General features: G+C 72.3%; 13 protein-coding genes and 1 pseudogene. 7 read left to right on the top strand and 7 right to left on the bottom strand.

Features of this window, described 5'->3' with window-relative positions; all coding sequences use genetic code 11:
- Positions 1-76: 76 nt before the first annotated feature.
- A complete protein-coding gene (locus BLV39_RS23130) occupies positions 77-754 on the top strand; it encodes an alpha/beta hydrolase (RefSeq protein ID WP_176985021.1) in 678 nt (225 codons plus the stop codon).
- On the opposite strand, the gene BLV39_RS23125 is transcribed toward BLV39_RS23130, so the two are convergent.
- From BLV39_RS23125 to BLV39_RS23115, 3 genes are read right to left on the bottom strand one after another with little or no spacing between them, the layout of a single operon-like run.
- Positions 751-1,644, bottom strand: a complete 894-nt coding sequence (locus tag BLV39_RS23125) for a serine hydrolase (RefSeq protein ID WP_090796606.1) — start codon at positions 1,642-1,644, stop codon at positions 751-753. The genes BLV39_RS23130 and BLV39_RS23125 overlap by 4 nt on opposite strands.
- Positions 1,641-2,249: a hypothetical protein gene (locus tag BLV39_RS23120; RefSeq protein ID WP_090796603.1), complete on the bottom strand. Its 609-nt coding sequence runs from the start codon at positions 2,247-2,249 to the stop codon at positions 1,641-1,643. The genes BLV39_RS23125 and BLV39_RS23120 overlap by 4 nt, the downstream gene beginning before the upstream one ends.
- The gene (locus BLV39_RS23115) at positions 2,246-2,875 is read right to left on the bottom strand and encodes a SigE family RNA polymerase sigma factor (RefSeq protein ID WP_239084134.1); all 630 of its coding nucleotides are present in this window, start codon (positions 2,873-2,875) and stop codon (positions 2,246-2,248) included. Before BLV39_RS23115 ends, BLV39_RS23120 begins: the two co-directional genes overlap by 4 nt.
- Before the next feature lie 30 nt (positions 2,876-2,905).
- Here BLV39_RS23115 and BLV39_RS23110 point away from each other — a divergent pair, with 30 nt between their 5' ends.
- Positions 2,906-3,616, top strand: coding sequence for a class I SAM-dependent DNA methyltransferase (locus tag BLV39_RS23110; RefSeq protein WP_090796596.1), 711 nt, complete (start codon positions 2,906-2,908; stop codon positions 3,614-3,616).
- Here BLV39_RS23110 and BLV39_RS23105 read toward each other — a convergent pair.
- Positions 3,594-4,025 (bottom strand): Rid family hydrolase, encoded by a 432-nt coding sequence (locus tag BLV39_RS23105; protein ID WP_090796592.1) that lies wholly within the window; start codon positions 4,023-4,025, stop codon positions 3,594-3,596. The genes BLV39_RS23110 and BLV39_RS23105 overlap by 23 nt on opposite strands.
- 141 nt (positions 4,026-4,166) lie before the next feature.
- On the opposite strand from BLV39_RS23105, the gene BLV39_RS23100 reads away from it, so the two are divergent.
- Positions 4,167-5,921, top strand: a complete 1,755-nt coding sequence (locus BLV39_RS23100) for a serine hydrolase domain-containing protein (protein WP_090796587.1) — start codon at positions 4,167-4,169, stop codon at positions 5,919-5,921.
- 7 nt (positions 5,922-5,928) lie between these two features.
- Here BLV39_RS23100 and BLV39_RS23095 read toward each other — a convergent pair whose 3' ends face one another.
- Together BLV39_RS23095 and BLV39_RS23090 are read right to left on the bottom strand one after the other, a co-directional pair.
- Positions 5,929-7,170 carry an MFS transporter gene (locus BLV39_RS23095; protein ID WP_090796583.1) on the bottom strand — a complete coding sequence of 414 codons (1,242 nt, stop codon included), beginning with the start codon at positions 7,168-7,170 and terminating at the stop codon, positions 5,929-5,931.
- A 38-nt stretch (positions 7,171-7,208) separates the two neighbouring features.
- The gene (locus BLV39_RS23090) at positions 7,209-7,943 is read right to left on the bottom strand and encodes a hypothetical protein (RefSeq protein ID WP_143049846.1); all 735 of its coding nucleotides are present in this window, start codon (positions 7,941-7,943) and stop codon (positions 7,209-7,211) included.
- A 132-nt stretch (positions 7,944-8,075) separates the two neighbouring features.
- On the opposite strand from BLV39_RS23090, the gene BLV39_RS23085 reads away from it, so the two are divergent.
- On the top strand, positions 8,076-8,288 hold the full coding sequence (locus tag BLV39_RS23085; RefSeq protein WP_090796576.1) for a hypothetical protein: 213 nt from the start codon (positions 8,076-8,078) through the stop codon (positions 8,286-8,288).
- A gap of 306 nt (positions 8,289-8,594) precedes the next feature.
- Here BLV39_RS23085 and BLV39_RS44310 read toward each other — a convergent pair.
- Positions 8,595-9,449 (bottom strand): annotated as a pseudogene (locus BLV39_RS44310) (mechanosensitive ion channel family protein); the annotation flags it as partial.
- Positions 9,450-9,531: 82 nt separating this feature from the next.
- On the opposite strand from BLV39_RS44310, the gene BLV39_RS23075 reads away from it, so the two are divergent.
- From BLV39_RS23075 to BLV39_RS23065, 3 genes are read left to right on the top strand one after another with little or no spacing between them, the layout of a single operon-like run.
- Positions 9,532-11,562 (top strand): ATP-binding SpoIIE family protein phosphatase, encoded by a 2,031-nt coding sequence (locus BLV39_RS23075; protein WP_090796572.1) that lies wholly within the window; start codon positions 9,532-9,534, stop codon positions 11,560-11,562.
- A gap of 17 nt (positions 11,563-11,579) precedes the next feature.
- A complete protein-coding gene (locus BLV39_RS23070; protein ID WP_090796569.1) occupies positions 11,580-12,248 on the top strand; it encodes an HAD family hydrolase in 669 nt (222 codons plus the stop codon).
- Entirely contained in the window at positions 12,245-13,501 is a 1,257-nt protein-coding gene (locus BLV39_RS23065) for a cation:proton antiporter (RefSeq protein ID WP_090796566.1), read from the top strand. The genes BLV39_RS23070 and BLV39_RS23065 overlap by 4 nt, the downstream gene beginning before the upstream one ends.
- Positions 13,502-13,538: the final 37 nt, after the last annotated feature.

The raw sequence follows: 13,538 nt of genomic DNA, 5'->3' as shown, positions 1-13,538 counted from the left end.
GGGTAGGGTTGCCATCGGACGCTGCGTCCGAATGCCTCATTAAGTGTTAAACGGGAGGAACCTAATGAGCGCGACAATGCTTCTCGTCCACGGCGGCCACCACGGCGCCTGGGTCTGGGAAAAGCTTCAGAAGGAGCTCGCCGAGCAGGGCTGGGCGAGCGCGACGGTCGACCTGCCCAGCGCGGTGCGGGACACCTCGGCACCCGAGCCGCTGCCCGGAGTGCACGACGACGCCCTGGTGATCCGCGACGCGATCGACGCCATCCACGGCCCGGTCGTGGTGGTCGCGCACTCGTACGCGGGCGTCCCCGTCACCGAGGCGACCGCCGGCGCCGCCAACGTCACGCACCTGGTCTACGTCGCCGCCTACGTGCCCGACATCGGCGAGAGCATGTTCGGCGCCCACGGCATCCCGACCCCGCCGACGCTGGCCGGACTGCGCCCGGCCGAGAACCCCGACCTCAACCTGCCTGGCGCCTTCTACGACGGCGACCTGAACAACCCCGACACCGCCGCGGCCATCGCCCGGCTGGTGCCGCAGACGGTTCGCGGCGACTTCGAGACCGTGACGCGGGCCGCCTGGCACACCATCCCCAGCAGCTACGTGATCCCGGAGAACGACATCTCGATCACCGCTACGGTCGCCGAGCGGATGGCCGCGCGCACCGGCGCGGTGCACCGCGTACCGGGCCACCACGCGCCCTTTTACTCCAACCCGAAGGAGTTCGCGGCGTTGCTGACCCGGATCGCCTAGCTCGGGATCTTCCGCAGTTCGCGGAGGGTGTACTTGGCCACGGCCTCGACCAGCTTGATGCCGGCCTGCTGGGTCTCGTGGTGACCGGAGAGCACGGCCACGAGCCAGTCGCGGCCGGGCTCGACGACCCGCCCGATGGTGTTGACCTGCCAGAGGCCGCCGTCCGCGGAGATGTTGTCCCAGCCGTTCTTGACGTACACGGCCGTCGCATCGGGTCCGGCGGCGGCCGGTACGCCCCAGTCCTGGGTCTCTTCGACCTGGCTCATCAGGCTGAAGAGATACGCGCGGTCGGCGGCGCCCAGGGGACCGGCCTCGTCGGTCAGCGCGGTGAGCAGGCGGACCTGGTCGGCCGCGGTGGTCATGGCCATCCCCCAGTGCACGCTGGGGGTGGTCTCCTTCATGCCGAAGGTCCGGTTGGCCGCGGTCAGCCCCGACTTCCCGCCGATCTTGCCGAACAACGACGTCGCGGAGTTGTTGTCGCTCGCGGTGATCATCTTCTCGGCCTGGTACCGGTCGCCATCGGTGAGCTTGTTGCCCTGCTGCTTCGCGCGCAGCAGCAGGGCCGCCAGGATGTCGACCTTGACGATGCTGGCGGTCTGGAAGCGGGTCTTCCCGAGGGTCAGCGCGACGTCGGACATGCGGTCCCGCACCGCCACCGTGATGTGGCCGTTCCCGTTCTCCGCCAGGTACGCCGCGACCTTGGTCCTGGCCAGCGCCACGTAGTCGGGCGTCGGGCTGGGCGTGGGCGAGGGGGACTGTCTCGTGGGGTTCGTCGGGCCGGCATCGTTGGACTGCAGGCGCCAGACTGCGCCGGCCCCGGCCGCGCCGCCTCCCGTGACGGCCAGCACCCCGAGAGCCAGGACCGCGCGACGGGACGCCCGGCCGCTCATCGGCGGAACTCCCGGCAGACCATCGGGTCGTCGTCCGCGACGAGGACCCGGGCGACCTTGCCGAACTTGTCGTCGGGCGGCAGCTTGAGAATGCTGAAGTAGATGAGGCTGTGCTTCGGCATCATCGCTGGGTCGATCACCAACGCGGTCTCCTTGGCCGACCCGTCCGGCCAGCTCACCTGCTCGGTCCGAAAGACCCTTCTGGCACTGGGCAGCTCCTTCTTCGCCGGGAAGCAGAGGGCCTGCGTCTTGACGACGGCGGGGATGCCGGCGTCCGCCAGCGCGTCTTCCAGGGCGACGGGATCCAGGATCTGTTCGTAGTTCAGGGTCAGCTTGACCGTCTGGTCCTGCTGTCTGACCAGTGAGAACGCCGCGGGTGAGAGGCTCGGGCCACCGCCCGGAAAGGTGCCGGGCCGGTTCGTGGCCGTCGGCAGGGCCAGGGCGAGCGCGGCCAGGACCGCGAGGCCACCACCGGCGGCCAGGCCGAGCAGCTTGCGCCTACGCCGCCGCACGCGACCACGCCGCTCGATCGTGTCGATCGGGCGATCCATCCGTACGCCGGACAGGGTCTGCTTGACCGCGTCCAACACCTCGTCGTCGTTCATGACGGAACCCCCTGACTGGCGACGGGAACGAACTGCGCCCGCAGGGTCGCGGTCGCACGGGACAGGTGGACCGCCACGGTCTTGGCGGAGATGCCCAACACGTCGGCCACGGTGTTGGTGTCCAGGTCGAGCCAGATGCGCAGCACGACCACCTCCCGCTGCCGCTGCGGCAGCCGGCGCACCGCGGCCAACAGCCCGTCGTGCAGCTCGGCCGAGTCGTCGGCGACCTCCGCCTGGTCGTGACCGTCGAGGGCCACCTCGCGCCGGTGCCGCCGCCACCAGGACACGCGGACGTTGAGGGCGGTGCGCACCACCCACGCCGCCGGTGCCGGATGCCGGTTCACCTTGTGCCACGAGGCCCAGGCCCGTGCGAACGCCTCAGCTACCAGGTCCTCGGCCAGCGCGCGATTGCCCGTGCTGGCCAGCACAGCGCGTAGGCAGTTGTCCCTGGAACGCTGGTAGAAGTCCGCGAACTCCTCCCGGTCCCGATCCACACCCGCTTTACGCACCCGAGCCCCGTTCCATTTACCGCGGACCGGAGAAATCTTCGCGGCCGGCCGTTCGCAGCGACCAGGATGGCCGCTGACCAGGCGGGACGCCGAGAAGATGTTGTTCAGATCACGCACGGCGAATGCGGCGGCCGGTACCCTCGGCCGGTGTCCCCGCGGCAAGGCCCCACTCTGCGTGAGCTGTGTGTCCAGGCGCTGTCATCGGTCGAGCACGGCTACGACCTGCTGGCGCCGAAGTTCGACCACACGCCCTTCCGCACGCCCGACAGCATCCTGCGGGCGACCACCGACGCACTGGCCGAGCTAGGGCCCTTCGAGCGGGGGCTGGACGTGTGCTGCGGGACCGGCGCGGGCATGGTCGTGCTCCGGTCGCTGTGCCAGAGGTCCACGGGCGTCGACTTCAGCGCCGGCATGCTCGATCGGGCGCGCGACGCGCATCGGGAGGCCACCTGGGTGCGGGCCGACGCCCGAGCCCTGCCGTTCGCGGGCGGCTTCGACCTCGCGGTGACCTTCGGCGCGATGGGACATTTCCTGCCCGCCGAACGGCCGGCACTGTTCGAGGGCGTCTACCGCGCGCTGCGACCCGGGGGGTTGTTCGCCTTCCCGGTCGGCACGCTGCCGCCGCCGACCTCGGTCGCGTACTGGGGCACGCTCGGGTTCGATGTGGCCATGCGGGTCCGCAACGCCGTGTGGCGACCGCCGTTCGTCATGTACTACCGCACCAACCAGCGGCCCGCGGTCCTCAGCGACCTGACCACGGCCGGGTTCAGCGCGAGCACCGTCGCGTTGCCGGACGGCGGCATCAGCTACCAGTTGGTGCTGGCCCGCAAGCCGGTCACACCCGCGCGATCATCTTGATCTCGACCAGTTGGCCCGGGATGGCCAGCCGCGTCACGCCGACCAGGGTGCTCGCCACCTGTGGGTCGTCGCGCCCGTAGGCGGCCTTGCGCACCGGACCGGCGGCCGCGAAGGCCGCGTCGATGTCGAGCGTGTAGACGACTTCCTCCACCACGTCGTCCAGGGACGCGCCGAACCGCTTCAGCAGGACATCGGCGTTGTGGTACGTCTGTTGCATCTGCTGACCCATGTTGCCGACATCGGTGATCGCGCCCTCGGCGTCGACCGGCGCCATCGCGACCAGGTCGGCGCCGTCGTTGGCGAGCTGGCCCGACAGGTAGATCGAGTCACCGCGCTTGATCGCCTGCACGTATCCGTAGGACTCCTCCCACGGCGTTCCAAAATTCTCGACGCGGTCGTTCGGTGACATGGCACTCCCCCGCTCTGCTGGTCTACCGGGTCGTATTGACGCCGTCGAGGGATCCAAACCAGCGGCGCGGCATGCGGCATAAGTCCGAATCGGAGCGACTACGCTGACGGCGATCCAGCGACCAGCCTCGGGGGAGCCTGCATGCGCTTCGGACGTACCCTGCGCGCGACCGTGGCCCTGGCCGCTCTTGCCGCACTCGTCGCGACTCCGGCCTCCGCGGTGCTGGCCCCACCCGACGCAGCCGGGCCGCCGACCGTCACCAGCGCCGACATCCGGTTCTCCCGACCACCGCTGGCGCTGCGCTACGGCAGCGCGCGGGAAGCCGGCCTGACACCCCGCTACGTGGACCGGATCCAGGACACCATCACCTCGTTCCTTTCGGCCACGCCACCCGCGCATCCGATGTATCCCGGCGCGGTCGCCCTGGCCGGGCGCGGTGGCGTGATCGTCGCGCACGACGCGGTCGGCTTCGCGCTGCGCTACTCCGACGCGAAACCCACCGAGCTCCCCCGCGACCGGTGGATCCCGATGCGCCGGGACACCATCTTCGACGTCGCCTCGATGACCAAGCTGTTCACCGCGATCGCGGCCGTGCAGCTCGTCGAGTCGGGCCGGCTGTCGCTCGACGCGAAGGTGGTGCGCTACCTCCCGGCGTTCGCCGCCCACGGCAAGTCCGACATCACCATCCGCAACCTGCTGACGCACACCTCGGGTCTGCCCGCCGACCCGGAGCCGTCGCTGTGCGAGTACGACACCGACGCGGAGCGCTGGGCCGCCGTCCTGGGCATCAGACCGGCCAACCCGCCGAACACCGTCTTCCTGTACGCGGACACCAACATGATGGTGCTCGGCAAGGTGATCGAGACGGTCACCCGGCAGCGCCTCGACCGGGTCGTCGCGGACCGGATCACCGGGCCGCTGCGGATGCGGGAGACCATGTTCAACCCGCCGGCCAGCCTCAAGCCGCGGATCGCCGCCGAGGAGTACCAGTCCGGCCGCGGCATCGTGTGGGGCAGCGTGCACGACGAGAACGCGTACTGCCTCGGCGGTGTCTCCGGCCACGCCGGCGTCTTCGCCACCGCACGCGACCTCGCCCTGCTCGCCCAGGCCCTGCTCAACGGCGGCCGCTACGGCGACGCGCGGATCCTGTCGGAGCGTTCGACCCGCTCGTTGTTCACCGACTACAACGGCGCGTTCCCCACCCACGCCCACGGCCTGGGCTTCGAGCTCGACCAGCGACGCTACATGGGCGCCCTGAGCTCGCCGGTGACCGCCGGGCACACCGGGTTCACCGGCACCTCGATCGTGATCGACCCGCTGGCGCACTCGTTCGCCATCCTGCTGACCAACCGGGTGCACCCGACCCGGGAGTGGGGCAACAACAACCCGTCCCGCGCCGCGGTCGGCACCGACCTGGCGATGGCGCTGCCCGTGCGGCCGACCCAGGGTCCCACCGCCTGGTTCGCCGGCACGGCCGACAACGCGACGGCCACGCTGACGATCCCGGTGCGGGTGCCGCGCGACGGTGCCCGGGCCTCGTTCGACCTCTGGTACGACACGGCGTCGCCCGACACGGGTGCGCTCGAGGCCTCCGCGGACGGCGGGCGGACGTGGCGTCTCGTGCCGTCGCTGCTGCGGGCGCCGGGCTACCGGTGGTCGACCGACGGGACGTTCGCCGGGTTCCAGGGACGCCGGTGGTTGACCGCCGCCGCGCCGCTGCCGGCCGGGACGACCCACCTGCGCTGGCGTTCGACCACGGCGGCGGCGCCGCACGGCCGCGGGATCTACGTCGACGCGGTGCGCGTGGTCGCACCGTCCGGCACCCTCTTCGACGACCGCCGCCCCGGCGACGCGGCCCGCTTCCGCGCCACCGGCTGGACACCGAGCCGCGACTGAACCCCTTTTAGGCGGGGACCTTGGCTTTCGTGGCGGCGGCGTAGAAGGCGATCAGCAGGATCGACAGGATGACCAGGCAGGTGCCCAGGGCGCCCGCGCCGAACTCGCTCAGCAGGATGCCGATGCCGGCCGGGATGAGTGAGCCGCCGAGGCCCGCGCCGCCGATCTGCATGCCGATCGCGCGGTCCGCGTGTGCCTGGCCGACCCGGTCGGCCGTCGTCAGGGTGAGCAGCGGGAAGACCGGTGCGGCGGCGAAGCCGATCACGGCGAGGCCGAAGACCGTCACGGCGGCGTGCAGCGGTAGCGCCACCAACAACGAGCCGGCCGCCATTCCGAACAGGCTGCCGACCAGGATCTTCTTGGGGTCGAACCGCTCCGAGGCCACGCCCTGCACGACCCGGCCGACGAAGAGCATGCCCCAGTACAGCGACACGCACAGGCCGGCGACCGTGGCGCTGACCCCGCGCGACTCGGTGAGCAGCAGGAACGCCCAGAGTCCCGCGCCGGCCTCGACCGCTACGTAGACCGCGAAGGCCAGCACGCCGAGCCAGACGGCGGGGAGGGCCAGCGTCTCGCGGGTGCGTACCTTCGTCGCGGGCTTGACCGCCACCGCGGTGGCGACCGCGTCGCCGACGGGGACCGCCACCTCGGGATCGGGTGCGGGCCGGGAGACCTCACCGTGCCGGACCCACCGGCGGACCGTCAGGAAGAACGCCAGCGCCAGGCAGGCCTGCGCGGACGCGACGATGCCGTACCCCCAACGCCAGCCCAGCCCGCCGCTGATCACCGCGGTCATGATCAGTGGGCCGATCGCGACGCCGAGGCCGAAGAACGCGTGCAGCCAGTTCATGTGCTTGGCACCGAACGCCGCCGCCGCGTACGCGTTGAGTCCCGAGTCGATCGCGCCGCCACCGAAACCGGCGAGCAGGGCGAACGGCACCATCACCGCGTACGCCGGGGAGAACGCGTACCCGGCCAGCGCGGCGCTGGCGGCCGCGGTGCTGAACGCCAGCAGCCAGCCGACGCCGACCCGGGCGATGGTGAAGCCGGCGGCCACGCTGGAGATGAAGTAGCCGGTGGTGGCCGCGATCAGCAGCAGGCCGACCGCCTCGGTGGCGACCCCGAAGTCGCCCGCGATCGACGGCCAGGCAACACCGAGCAGACCGTCGGGGAGGCCGAGGCTGATGAACGCGAAGTACGACAAGATCAGGAGCGAGAGGCGGATCGGTCGCACGGAGGGGGATGTCACCGAGCGATGATAAGGATGAGAGCGCTCTCCGTGCGCGGTCAGCCGTGGTCGAGCACGAACCGCGACACCCCGGCGGCCAGGTCGACGTCGTAGCGGTCGGTCGCCGACGACCAACCCGCGCCCTCGATGACCGTATTGCCCGGTATCCCGGTGCGCGTCGTGCCGTCGACCACCACGCTGCCGGCGCCGCCGCCGACCCGTACCCGGACCGGAGCATCGTCGACCAGCCGCATCTGGAACTCGCCGGCGCCACCGGTCATCCGCACCGGGACCGTCCCGCGCGGCGCGGGCAGGGCGAGCTCGACCCGCCCGACTCCGGCGACGAACTCGACCGCCGACACGTCGCCGCCGCGCAGGTCGATCCGCTCGTCCTCGGCGCCACCGCCGAGCCGCAGGTGCCAGCGCACCCCGCGATGCAGCGTGACGTCGACGGCGGCCGGGCCGGGCAGCCCGGTGCCCTGGGTGAGCAGGCGCAGGTCGGCGCCGTCACGCTGCACCCACGGCGCGATCCCGGCGTCGTCCGCCGTGCGTACCCGGTAGAGGTCGTCGCCCAGGTCCGCGACCCGCATGGTCACCGTGGTGACGCCGCTGTCGAGCGCGAAGACGGCCGCGTCGAGGCCGTCGCGCGAGTCGGTCACGGTGTGGCCCGCCGGCTGCCCCGCCCGGACCGGTTCGTAGGCCCAGTGCGGTCGCGGGCGCGCCGGGCCGGGCGCCGCACAGGCCGCGAGGAAGAGCGCCAGCAGCGGTACGACGGCCCGCGCCATTCGAGTCATAGCTGTCTGCATACTCGGCGTGCCCGGCGGACGCACCGCTTGATCGGCGTTGTGGTCCAACCCGGACAGGTCAGTCAAAGTCGCCCGAACGGCCGACTGGTACATGCCGGACCGCCGGGCAGACTTGCGGGAATGCGCGAGACGACCCCCAGCATTCTCACGGGCAGCCAGCGCCTTTTCGCCTGGCTCGCCTTCCTGGCGATCGCCGTTCAGGCACCGATCTCCGCCCACCTGCTGCACGACGACTCCTGGCTGCTCAGCATCCTGGTCGGGATGATGATCGGGACCTTGATCCTGGTCGATGACGCGCAGCGGCGCCAGCCGGTCCCCGACAACGCGGAATAGCGACCGGCCGGCGCCTCCGGACGCCTAGGCCTCCTTGCTGTCCTGCGGCCGGATCACCTGCGTCTGCTCCGCTTCCCGCTCGGCCGGCGAGGCCGGGTCAGCCACGCTCGGCTTGCCGCGACCCCGCTCCGCAGTGGCCGTCGCCGCCGGCTCGTCGGCGGCCGGAGGCTGCGCACCGGCGACCGGCAGGCCCTGCGCCGGTGTCGGTTCGCGCATACCGGGCACGATGTGCGCCTCTTCAGGCCGCGGGATCACCTGGGTCTGCTCGGCCTCGGTGCTGATCACCGTGGTCTCGGCCCGGTCGATGTCGGCCCGCGCGGCCGCCTCGCGCCGCTGCGCCTCAGCGCGGGCCGCCTCGACCCGGGCCGCCTCGGTGCGGGACCGCTCGGCCTCCGCCGCCTCGTCGACCCGCCGCTGCTCGGCGGCCGCCTTCTCGGCCTGGTACGCCTGCGCCCGCTCGCGGATCACCGCGGACTCCGTTGCCACCCGGTCGAGCCAGCGCTCCCAGCGCCCCTGCATCGGCCGGATCAGCCCGCCGCCGACCCCGACGATCAGGATGCCGGCGACCGTGGCGAGCACGGCGACCAGCACCGGCTGGGTCACGGTGGTGGCGATGCCGACCTGGTTGAGCGCGGCGATCACGCCGAGGCCGACGATGAAGACCCAGACCACGGTCGCGATCAGCCGGCCGTACGAGAGGCCGCCGAGCGCACCGCCGATCAGGTCGCGGACGGCACTGGCGATCGCCGTGGCGACGACCAGGATGACGATCGCGATGAACGCCTTCGGCAGCCAGCCGACCACCGCGGAGATCAGGTCGCTGATCGGGTTGGGTCCCCAGATCCCGAAGGCCAACTGGAGCGCGAACAGCAGGATCGCGTAGTAGGCCAGGCGGGCGAGGATGTCGCTGGCGTCGTAGCGGGATCTGTCCAGCCGCTCTCCGATCCCGGAACGCCGCACCGCCCGGTCGAAACCGACCCGGGTCAGCAGGGCGTCGACCAGCTTGCGCACCACACGGGCGATCAGGTAGCCGACCAGCAGGATCGCCAGGAACGCCAGCGCCTTCGGCACGAAGAGGAGCACAGATCGCCACATGTCGGTGAGCGCGTCACCGATGTCCATGTCAGACCTTCCGTCGGGGTGGATGTCAGCGCACGGCATTACCCGTACGCGGCCTCCGGCAATCCCCACAGCCGTCAACCGTCGGCGAGCCTCCGCGGCGAACGGCGGTTACGCTGCTGGCATGTCAGGCTCCGGACCGTCGTCGCCGCCGCCTGCGGGCGTGGCGACCGACGGCTGGGATCCGGGGCTGCTCGCGGTCGTCGACCTGGTGTTCGGCTCACCGGTGGCGATGGCGTTCCTGCACGGTGACCGGCTGCGCCTGATCTACAACGACGCGTACGGGCAGCTCCTCGGCGACCGCCACCCGGACGCCTACGGCGCACCCGCGGCCGAGGTGTTCGGTGCCGTCTGGGACGGCCCGGCCGGCGCGGCGGTCCGCGAGGCCCACCACACCGGGTTCGCGCCCCGTGACCCGGAGTGGCCGTCGACCGACGAGGGTGAGCCCGACCCGGCCCTGCCGAGCCGCGGGCTGTCCGCGGTGCGCGACGGCACCGGCCGGATCGCCGGCGTGCTGGTCGTCGCCGTCGAGCCGGTCCCGGTCGCGCACCGGCTCCAGGGGCTCAGTGAGCTGGCCGAGTCGCTGGCCGGCACGCTCACGCTCGACGAGGTCGCCCGGGTGGCCCTGGGCTACGGCCTGTCCTTCCCCGACGTGCACCAGGTGGCGTTCGGGGTCGACGACGGCGACGACTGGCGGGTGGTCCGCCGGGTCCGCGGCGAGGTCCTCGACGACGCCGACGAGCGGCTGCCCCCGGTGTGGCGCCGGATCGCGGCCGACTCGGTGTCACCGCTGGCCGTCGCGGCCGGAGCCGGGCTCGCCCGGTTCACCGCCGATGGCCACCCGCTGCGCGAGTCCGCGCTGGACCGGCACGACCAGAAGGTCCGCGCGCTCGGCGCCCTCCCGCTGCGCACGCCCTCGCTGCGCGGGGCGCTGACCGTCGGCCGGCACGACCAGTACCCGTGGTCGCCCGCCGAGCGGGCGCTGCTGACCGCGGCCGCCAAGCTCGTCGCGCAGGCCGCCGAACGGGCCCGCCGGTTCGAGAACCAGCACGGCACCGCGCAGTTGCTCCAGCGCAGCATGCTGCCGGAGAACCTGCCCGACGACCCCCGGTTCCGGCTCGCCGCCCGCTACGACCCGGGCGTCGACGGCAACGCGGCCGGCGGTGACTTCTACGACGCGTTCGCCCTGCCCGGCGGCCGGCTCGCGGTGGTGCTCGGCGACGTGGCCGGGCACGACGTGCGGGCGGCCGCGCTGATGGGCCAGGTGCGGGCGGCCTTGCGCGCGCTGGCCCTCACCGATCCGGAGCCGACCAGCGTGCTCACCGGCCTCGACCGGCTGGTCGCCAGCCTGGGCGAGGAGGCGCGCACCGACGAGCTGTTCGTGACGGTGGCGTACGCGGTGATCGAACGGGACGGGCTCCTGACCGTCGCCACCGCCGGGCATCCGCCGCCGCTGATCCGGCATGCCGGCGGCGGCGCCGACTACCTCGACGTGCCGGTCGGCACGCCGCTCGGACTCGGCGGCGCGCGCCGGTCGGCGGCGGCCCGGCTGGAGCCCGGCAGCACGCTGCTGCTGTTCAGCGACGGCGTGGTCGAACGGCGGGGCCTCGACCTGGGGGCCGGGCTGGAGAAGGTGGCGGCCACCGTCGGCGCCGCCAACGGTGGCGACCCGCGCAGCCTGTGCGCCGTCGCCTGTGCCGCCGTCGGCGGGACCACCGACGACGACGTCGCCGTGCTCGCGGTCGAGCACGCGACCGCACCCAGCCGCTCGGCGGGCATGGAGATCCCGGCCGAGCCGACCGCGCCGGGCCGGGTCCGGCATTGGATGTCGGCCCAGCTCGCCGCCTGGAACGTGCCCGAGCAGGTGATCGGCGCCGCGGTGCTGTGCGCCAGCGAACTGGCCACCAACGCGCTGCTGCACGCCGGCACGGCCGCGCGGGTGCAGGTCGACCTGAGCGCCGAACGCCTGCTGGTGGCGGTCTCCGACACCGGCACCCGCGGCGCGGTCACCCGCGCCCACGCGGAGACGCTGAGCAGCCGCGGTCGCGGGCTCGGGCTGATCGAGGAGCTGAGCGACGCGTGGGGCACCGACCCGGCGGTGCGTGGTTCGACCGTCTGGTTCGAGATCGGAATCCGTGCATCGAACGCTGCCTGACGGGGTAACGGGCTGCAATGAGCCCACCGGTAGGCGTCCTTTTTGACGTTGACGGCACCCTGGTCGACAGCACCTATCTGCACGCGGTCACGTGGTGGGAGGGCTTTCGCGCCGGCGGGCACGACGTGCCGATAGCGCAGATCCACCGCGCCGTCGGGATGGGCTCCGACCGCCTGCTCGACCATCTGCTCGGCGTGGAGCGCGACCGGTCCCGGGACGAGTTGGTCCGGGCGGTGCACACCGAGCGGTACGCGCCGTACCTGTCCCAGCTACGACCGCTGCCCGGCGCGGCCGACCTGCTGCGCGCCTGCCACGAGCGCGGGCAACGGGTGGCGATCGCGTCCTCCGCGACACCCGAGGAGCTGACCGCGATGCGGCGCGCGCTGGCCGTCGACGACGTGATCGACGGCGCGACCTCGTCGGATGACGCGCTACGGACCAAGCCCGAGCCCGACATCATCGAGGCCGCGCTGCGCGTGGTGGGCCTGTCGGTCGCCCAGGCCGTGTACGTCGGCGACTCCATCTGGGACGTCGCCGCCTGCGCCAAGCTCGGTGTGCCGTGCGTGGCGCTCACCTGCGGTGGCACGTCCCGGGCCGAGCTCGCGGGCGCCGGCGCGGTCGCCGTGTACGAGGATCCCGCCGACCTGCTCGCCCACCTCGACGACTCGCCGCTGACCAAGGCGTGAGCGCCGCCGACGCCGCGTTCGCGATCCTCGGTGTCGGTGCGTTGCTGGCCGGCGTGCTCCCCCGGGCGCTGGAGCGCCGTCCACTGTCGATGCCGATCGCGTTCCTCCTGCTCGGCATGATCGTCTTCGCACTGCCCGTGTTGCCCGTGCCCGACCCGCTCCGCCATCCGGTGCTGACCACCCACCTGACCGAGATCGGCGTGATCGTGGCGTTGATGGGCGCCGGGCTGAAGATCGACCGCCCGCTCGGCTGGCGACGCTGGTCGTCCACCTGGCGACTGCTGGCCATCGCGATGCCCTTGACCATCTTCGCGGTCGCGCTGCTCGGCTGGTGGTGGGCCGGGCTCGTGCCGGCCACCGCGCTGCTCCTCGGCGCCGCCCTCGCGCCGACCGATCCCGTGCTCGCCGCCGACGTCCAGGTCGGCGAGCCGACCGACGAGGAGGACTCCGAGGACGAGGTGCGCTTCGCGCTCACCTCGGAGGCCGGACTCAACGACGGGCTGGCGTTTCCCTTCGTGTACGCGGCCATCCTGATCGTGCAGCACGGCACCTCGCCCAGCGGCTGGCTGGCCGAGTGGCTGAGCGTGGACGTCCTCTACAAAGGACTCGTCGGGGTGGCCGGCGGGCTGTTGATCGGCAAGCTGCTGGGCAAGCTGTTCTTCCGGGCCCGTTCCGAGACGCTCCGGCTGGCCCGGCACTCGGAGGGCTTCCTGGCCCTGGCCGCGACCTTTCTCGCGTACGGCGTGGTCGAGGTGGCCGGCGGGTACGGGTTCCTGGCGGTGTTCGTCGCCGCCCGCGCGATCCGGTCGGCGGAGCGCTCGAGCGAGTACCACCAGGTGCTGCACGACTTCGCCGAGCAGGTCGAGCGGCTGCTGACCGTCCTGCTGCTCCTGCTCTTCGGCGGCGCGGTGGTGTCCGGGCTGCTGGCCCCGCTGACCTGGCAGGCCGCACTGGTCGCGCTGGCCCTGGTCTTCGTGGTCCGGCCGCTGGCCGGCTGGCTTTCGCTGCGCGGTGCGCCCGGGCGGCCCGCCGAGCACTGGGTGATCGCGGCGTTCGGCATCCGCGGCATCGGCTCGTTCTACTACCTCGCGTACGCCACCTCGCACGCCGACTTCCCTGGCGAGCCGTTGATCTGGGCCACGGCCGGGCTGGCGGTCGTGGTTTCGGTGGTGGTGCACGGGATCGCGGCGACGCCGGTGATGGCATTGCTCGATCGCGCGGGCGAGCGAACGACTGACGCTTCCGGAGCGTAGTCACCCGATTTCATGCTGTAATGCCCACAAATGTCGA

The organism is Asanoa ishikariensis, assembly GCF_900107455.1.
Taxonomy (GTDB): Bacteria; Actinomycetota; Actinomycetes; order Mycobacteriales; family Micromonosporaceae; genus Asanoa; species Asanoa ishikariensis.
This window is presented reverse-complemented; position numbering and strand designations above follow the sequence as displayed.

Excerpts from the sequence above, each read along its gene's own strand:
- BLV39_RS23130 (WP_176985021.1), top strand. The coding sequence starts at position 77 with ATGCTTCTCGTCCACGGCGGCCACCACGGCGCCTGGGTCTGGGAAAAG.
- BLV39_RS23125 (WP_090796606.1), bottom strand. The coding sequence starts at position 1,644 with ATGAGCGGCCGGGCGTCCCGTCGCGCGGTCCTGGCTCTCGGGGTGCTG.
- BLV39_RS23120 (WP_090796603.1), bottom strand. The coding sequence starts at position 2,249 with ATGAACGACGACGAGGTGTTGGACGCGGTCAAGCAGACCCTGTCCGGC.
- BLV39_RS23105 (WP_090796592.1), bottom strand. The coding sequence starts at position 4,025 with ATGTCACCGAACGACCGCGTCGAGAATTTTGGAACGCCGTGGGAGGAG.
- BLV39_RS23100 (WP_090796587.1), top strand. The coding sequence starts at position 4,167 with ATGCGCTTCGGACGTACCCTGCGCGCGACCGTGGCCCTGGCCGCTCTT.
- BLV39_RS23090 (WP_143049846.1), bottom strand. The coding sequence starts at position 7,943 with ATGACTCGAATGGCGCGGGCCGTCGTACCGCTGCTGGCGCTCTTCCTC.
- BLV39_RS23085 (WP_090796576.1), top strand. The coding sequence starts at position 8,076 with ATGCGCGAGACGACCCCCAGCATTCTCACGGGCAGCCAGCGCCTTTTC.
- BLV39_RS23075 (WP_090796572.1), top strand. The coding sequence starts at position 9,532 with ATGTCAGGCTCCGGACCGTCGTCGCCGCCGCCTGCGGGCGTGGCGACC.
- BLV39_RS23070 (WP_090796569.1), top strand. The coding sequence starts at position 11,580 with ATGAGCCCACCGGTAGGCGTCCTTTTTGACGTTGACGGCACCCTGGTC.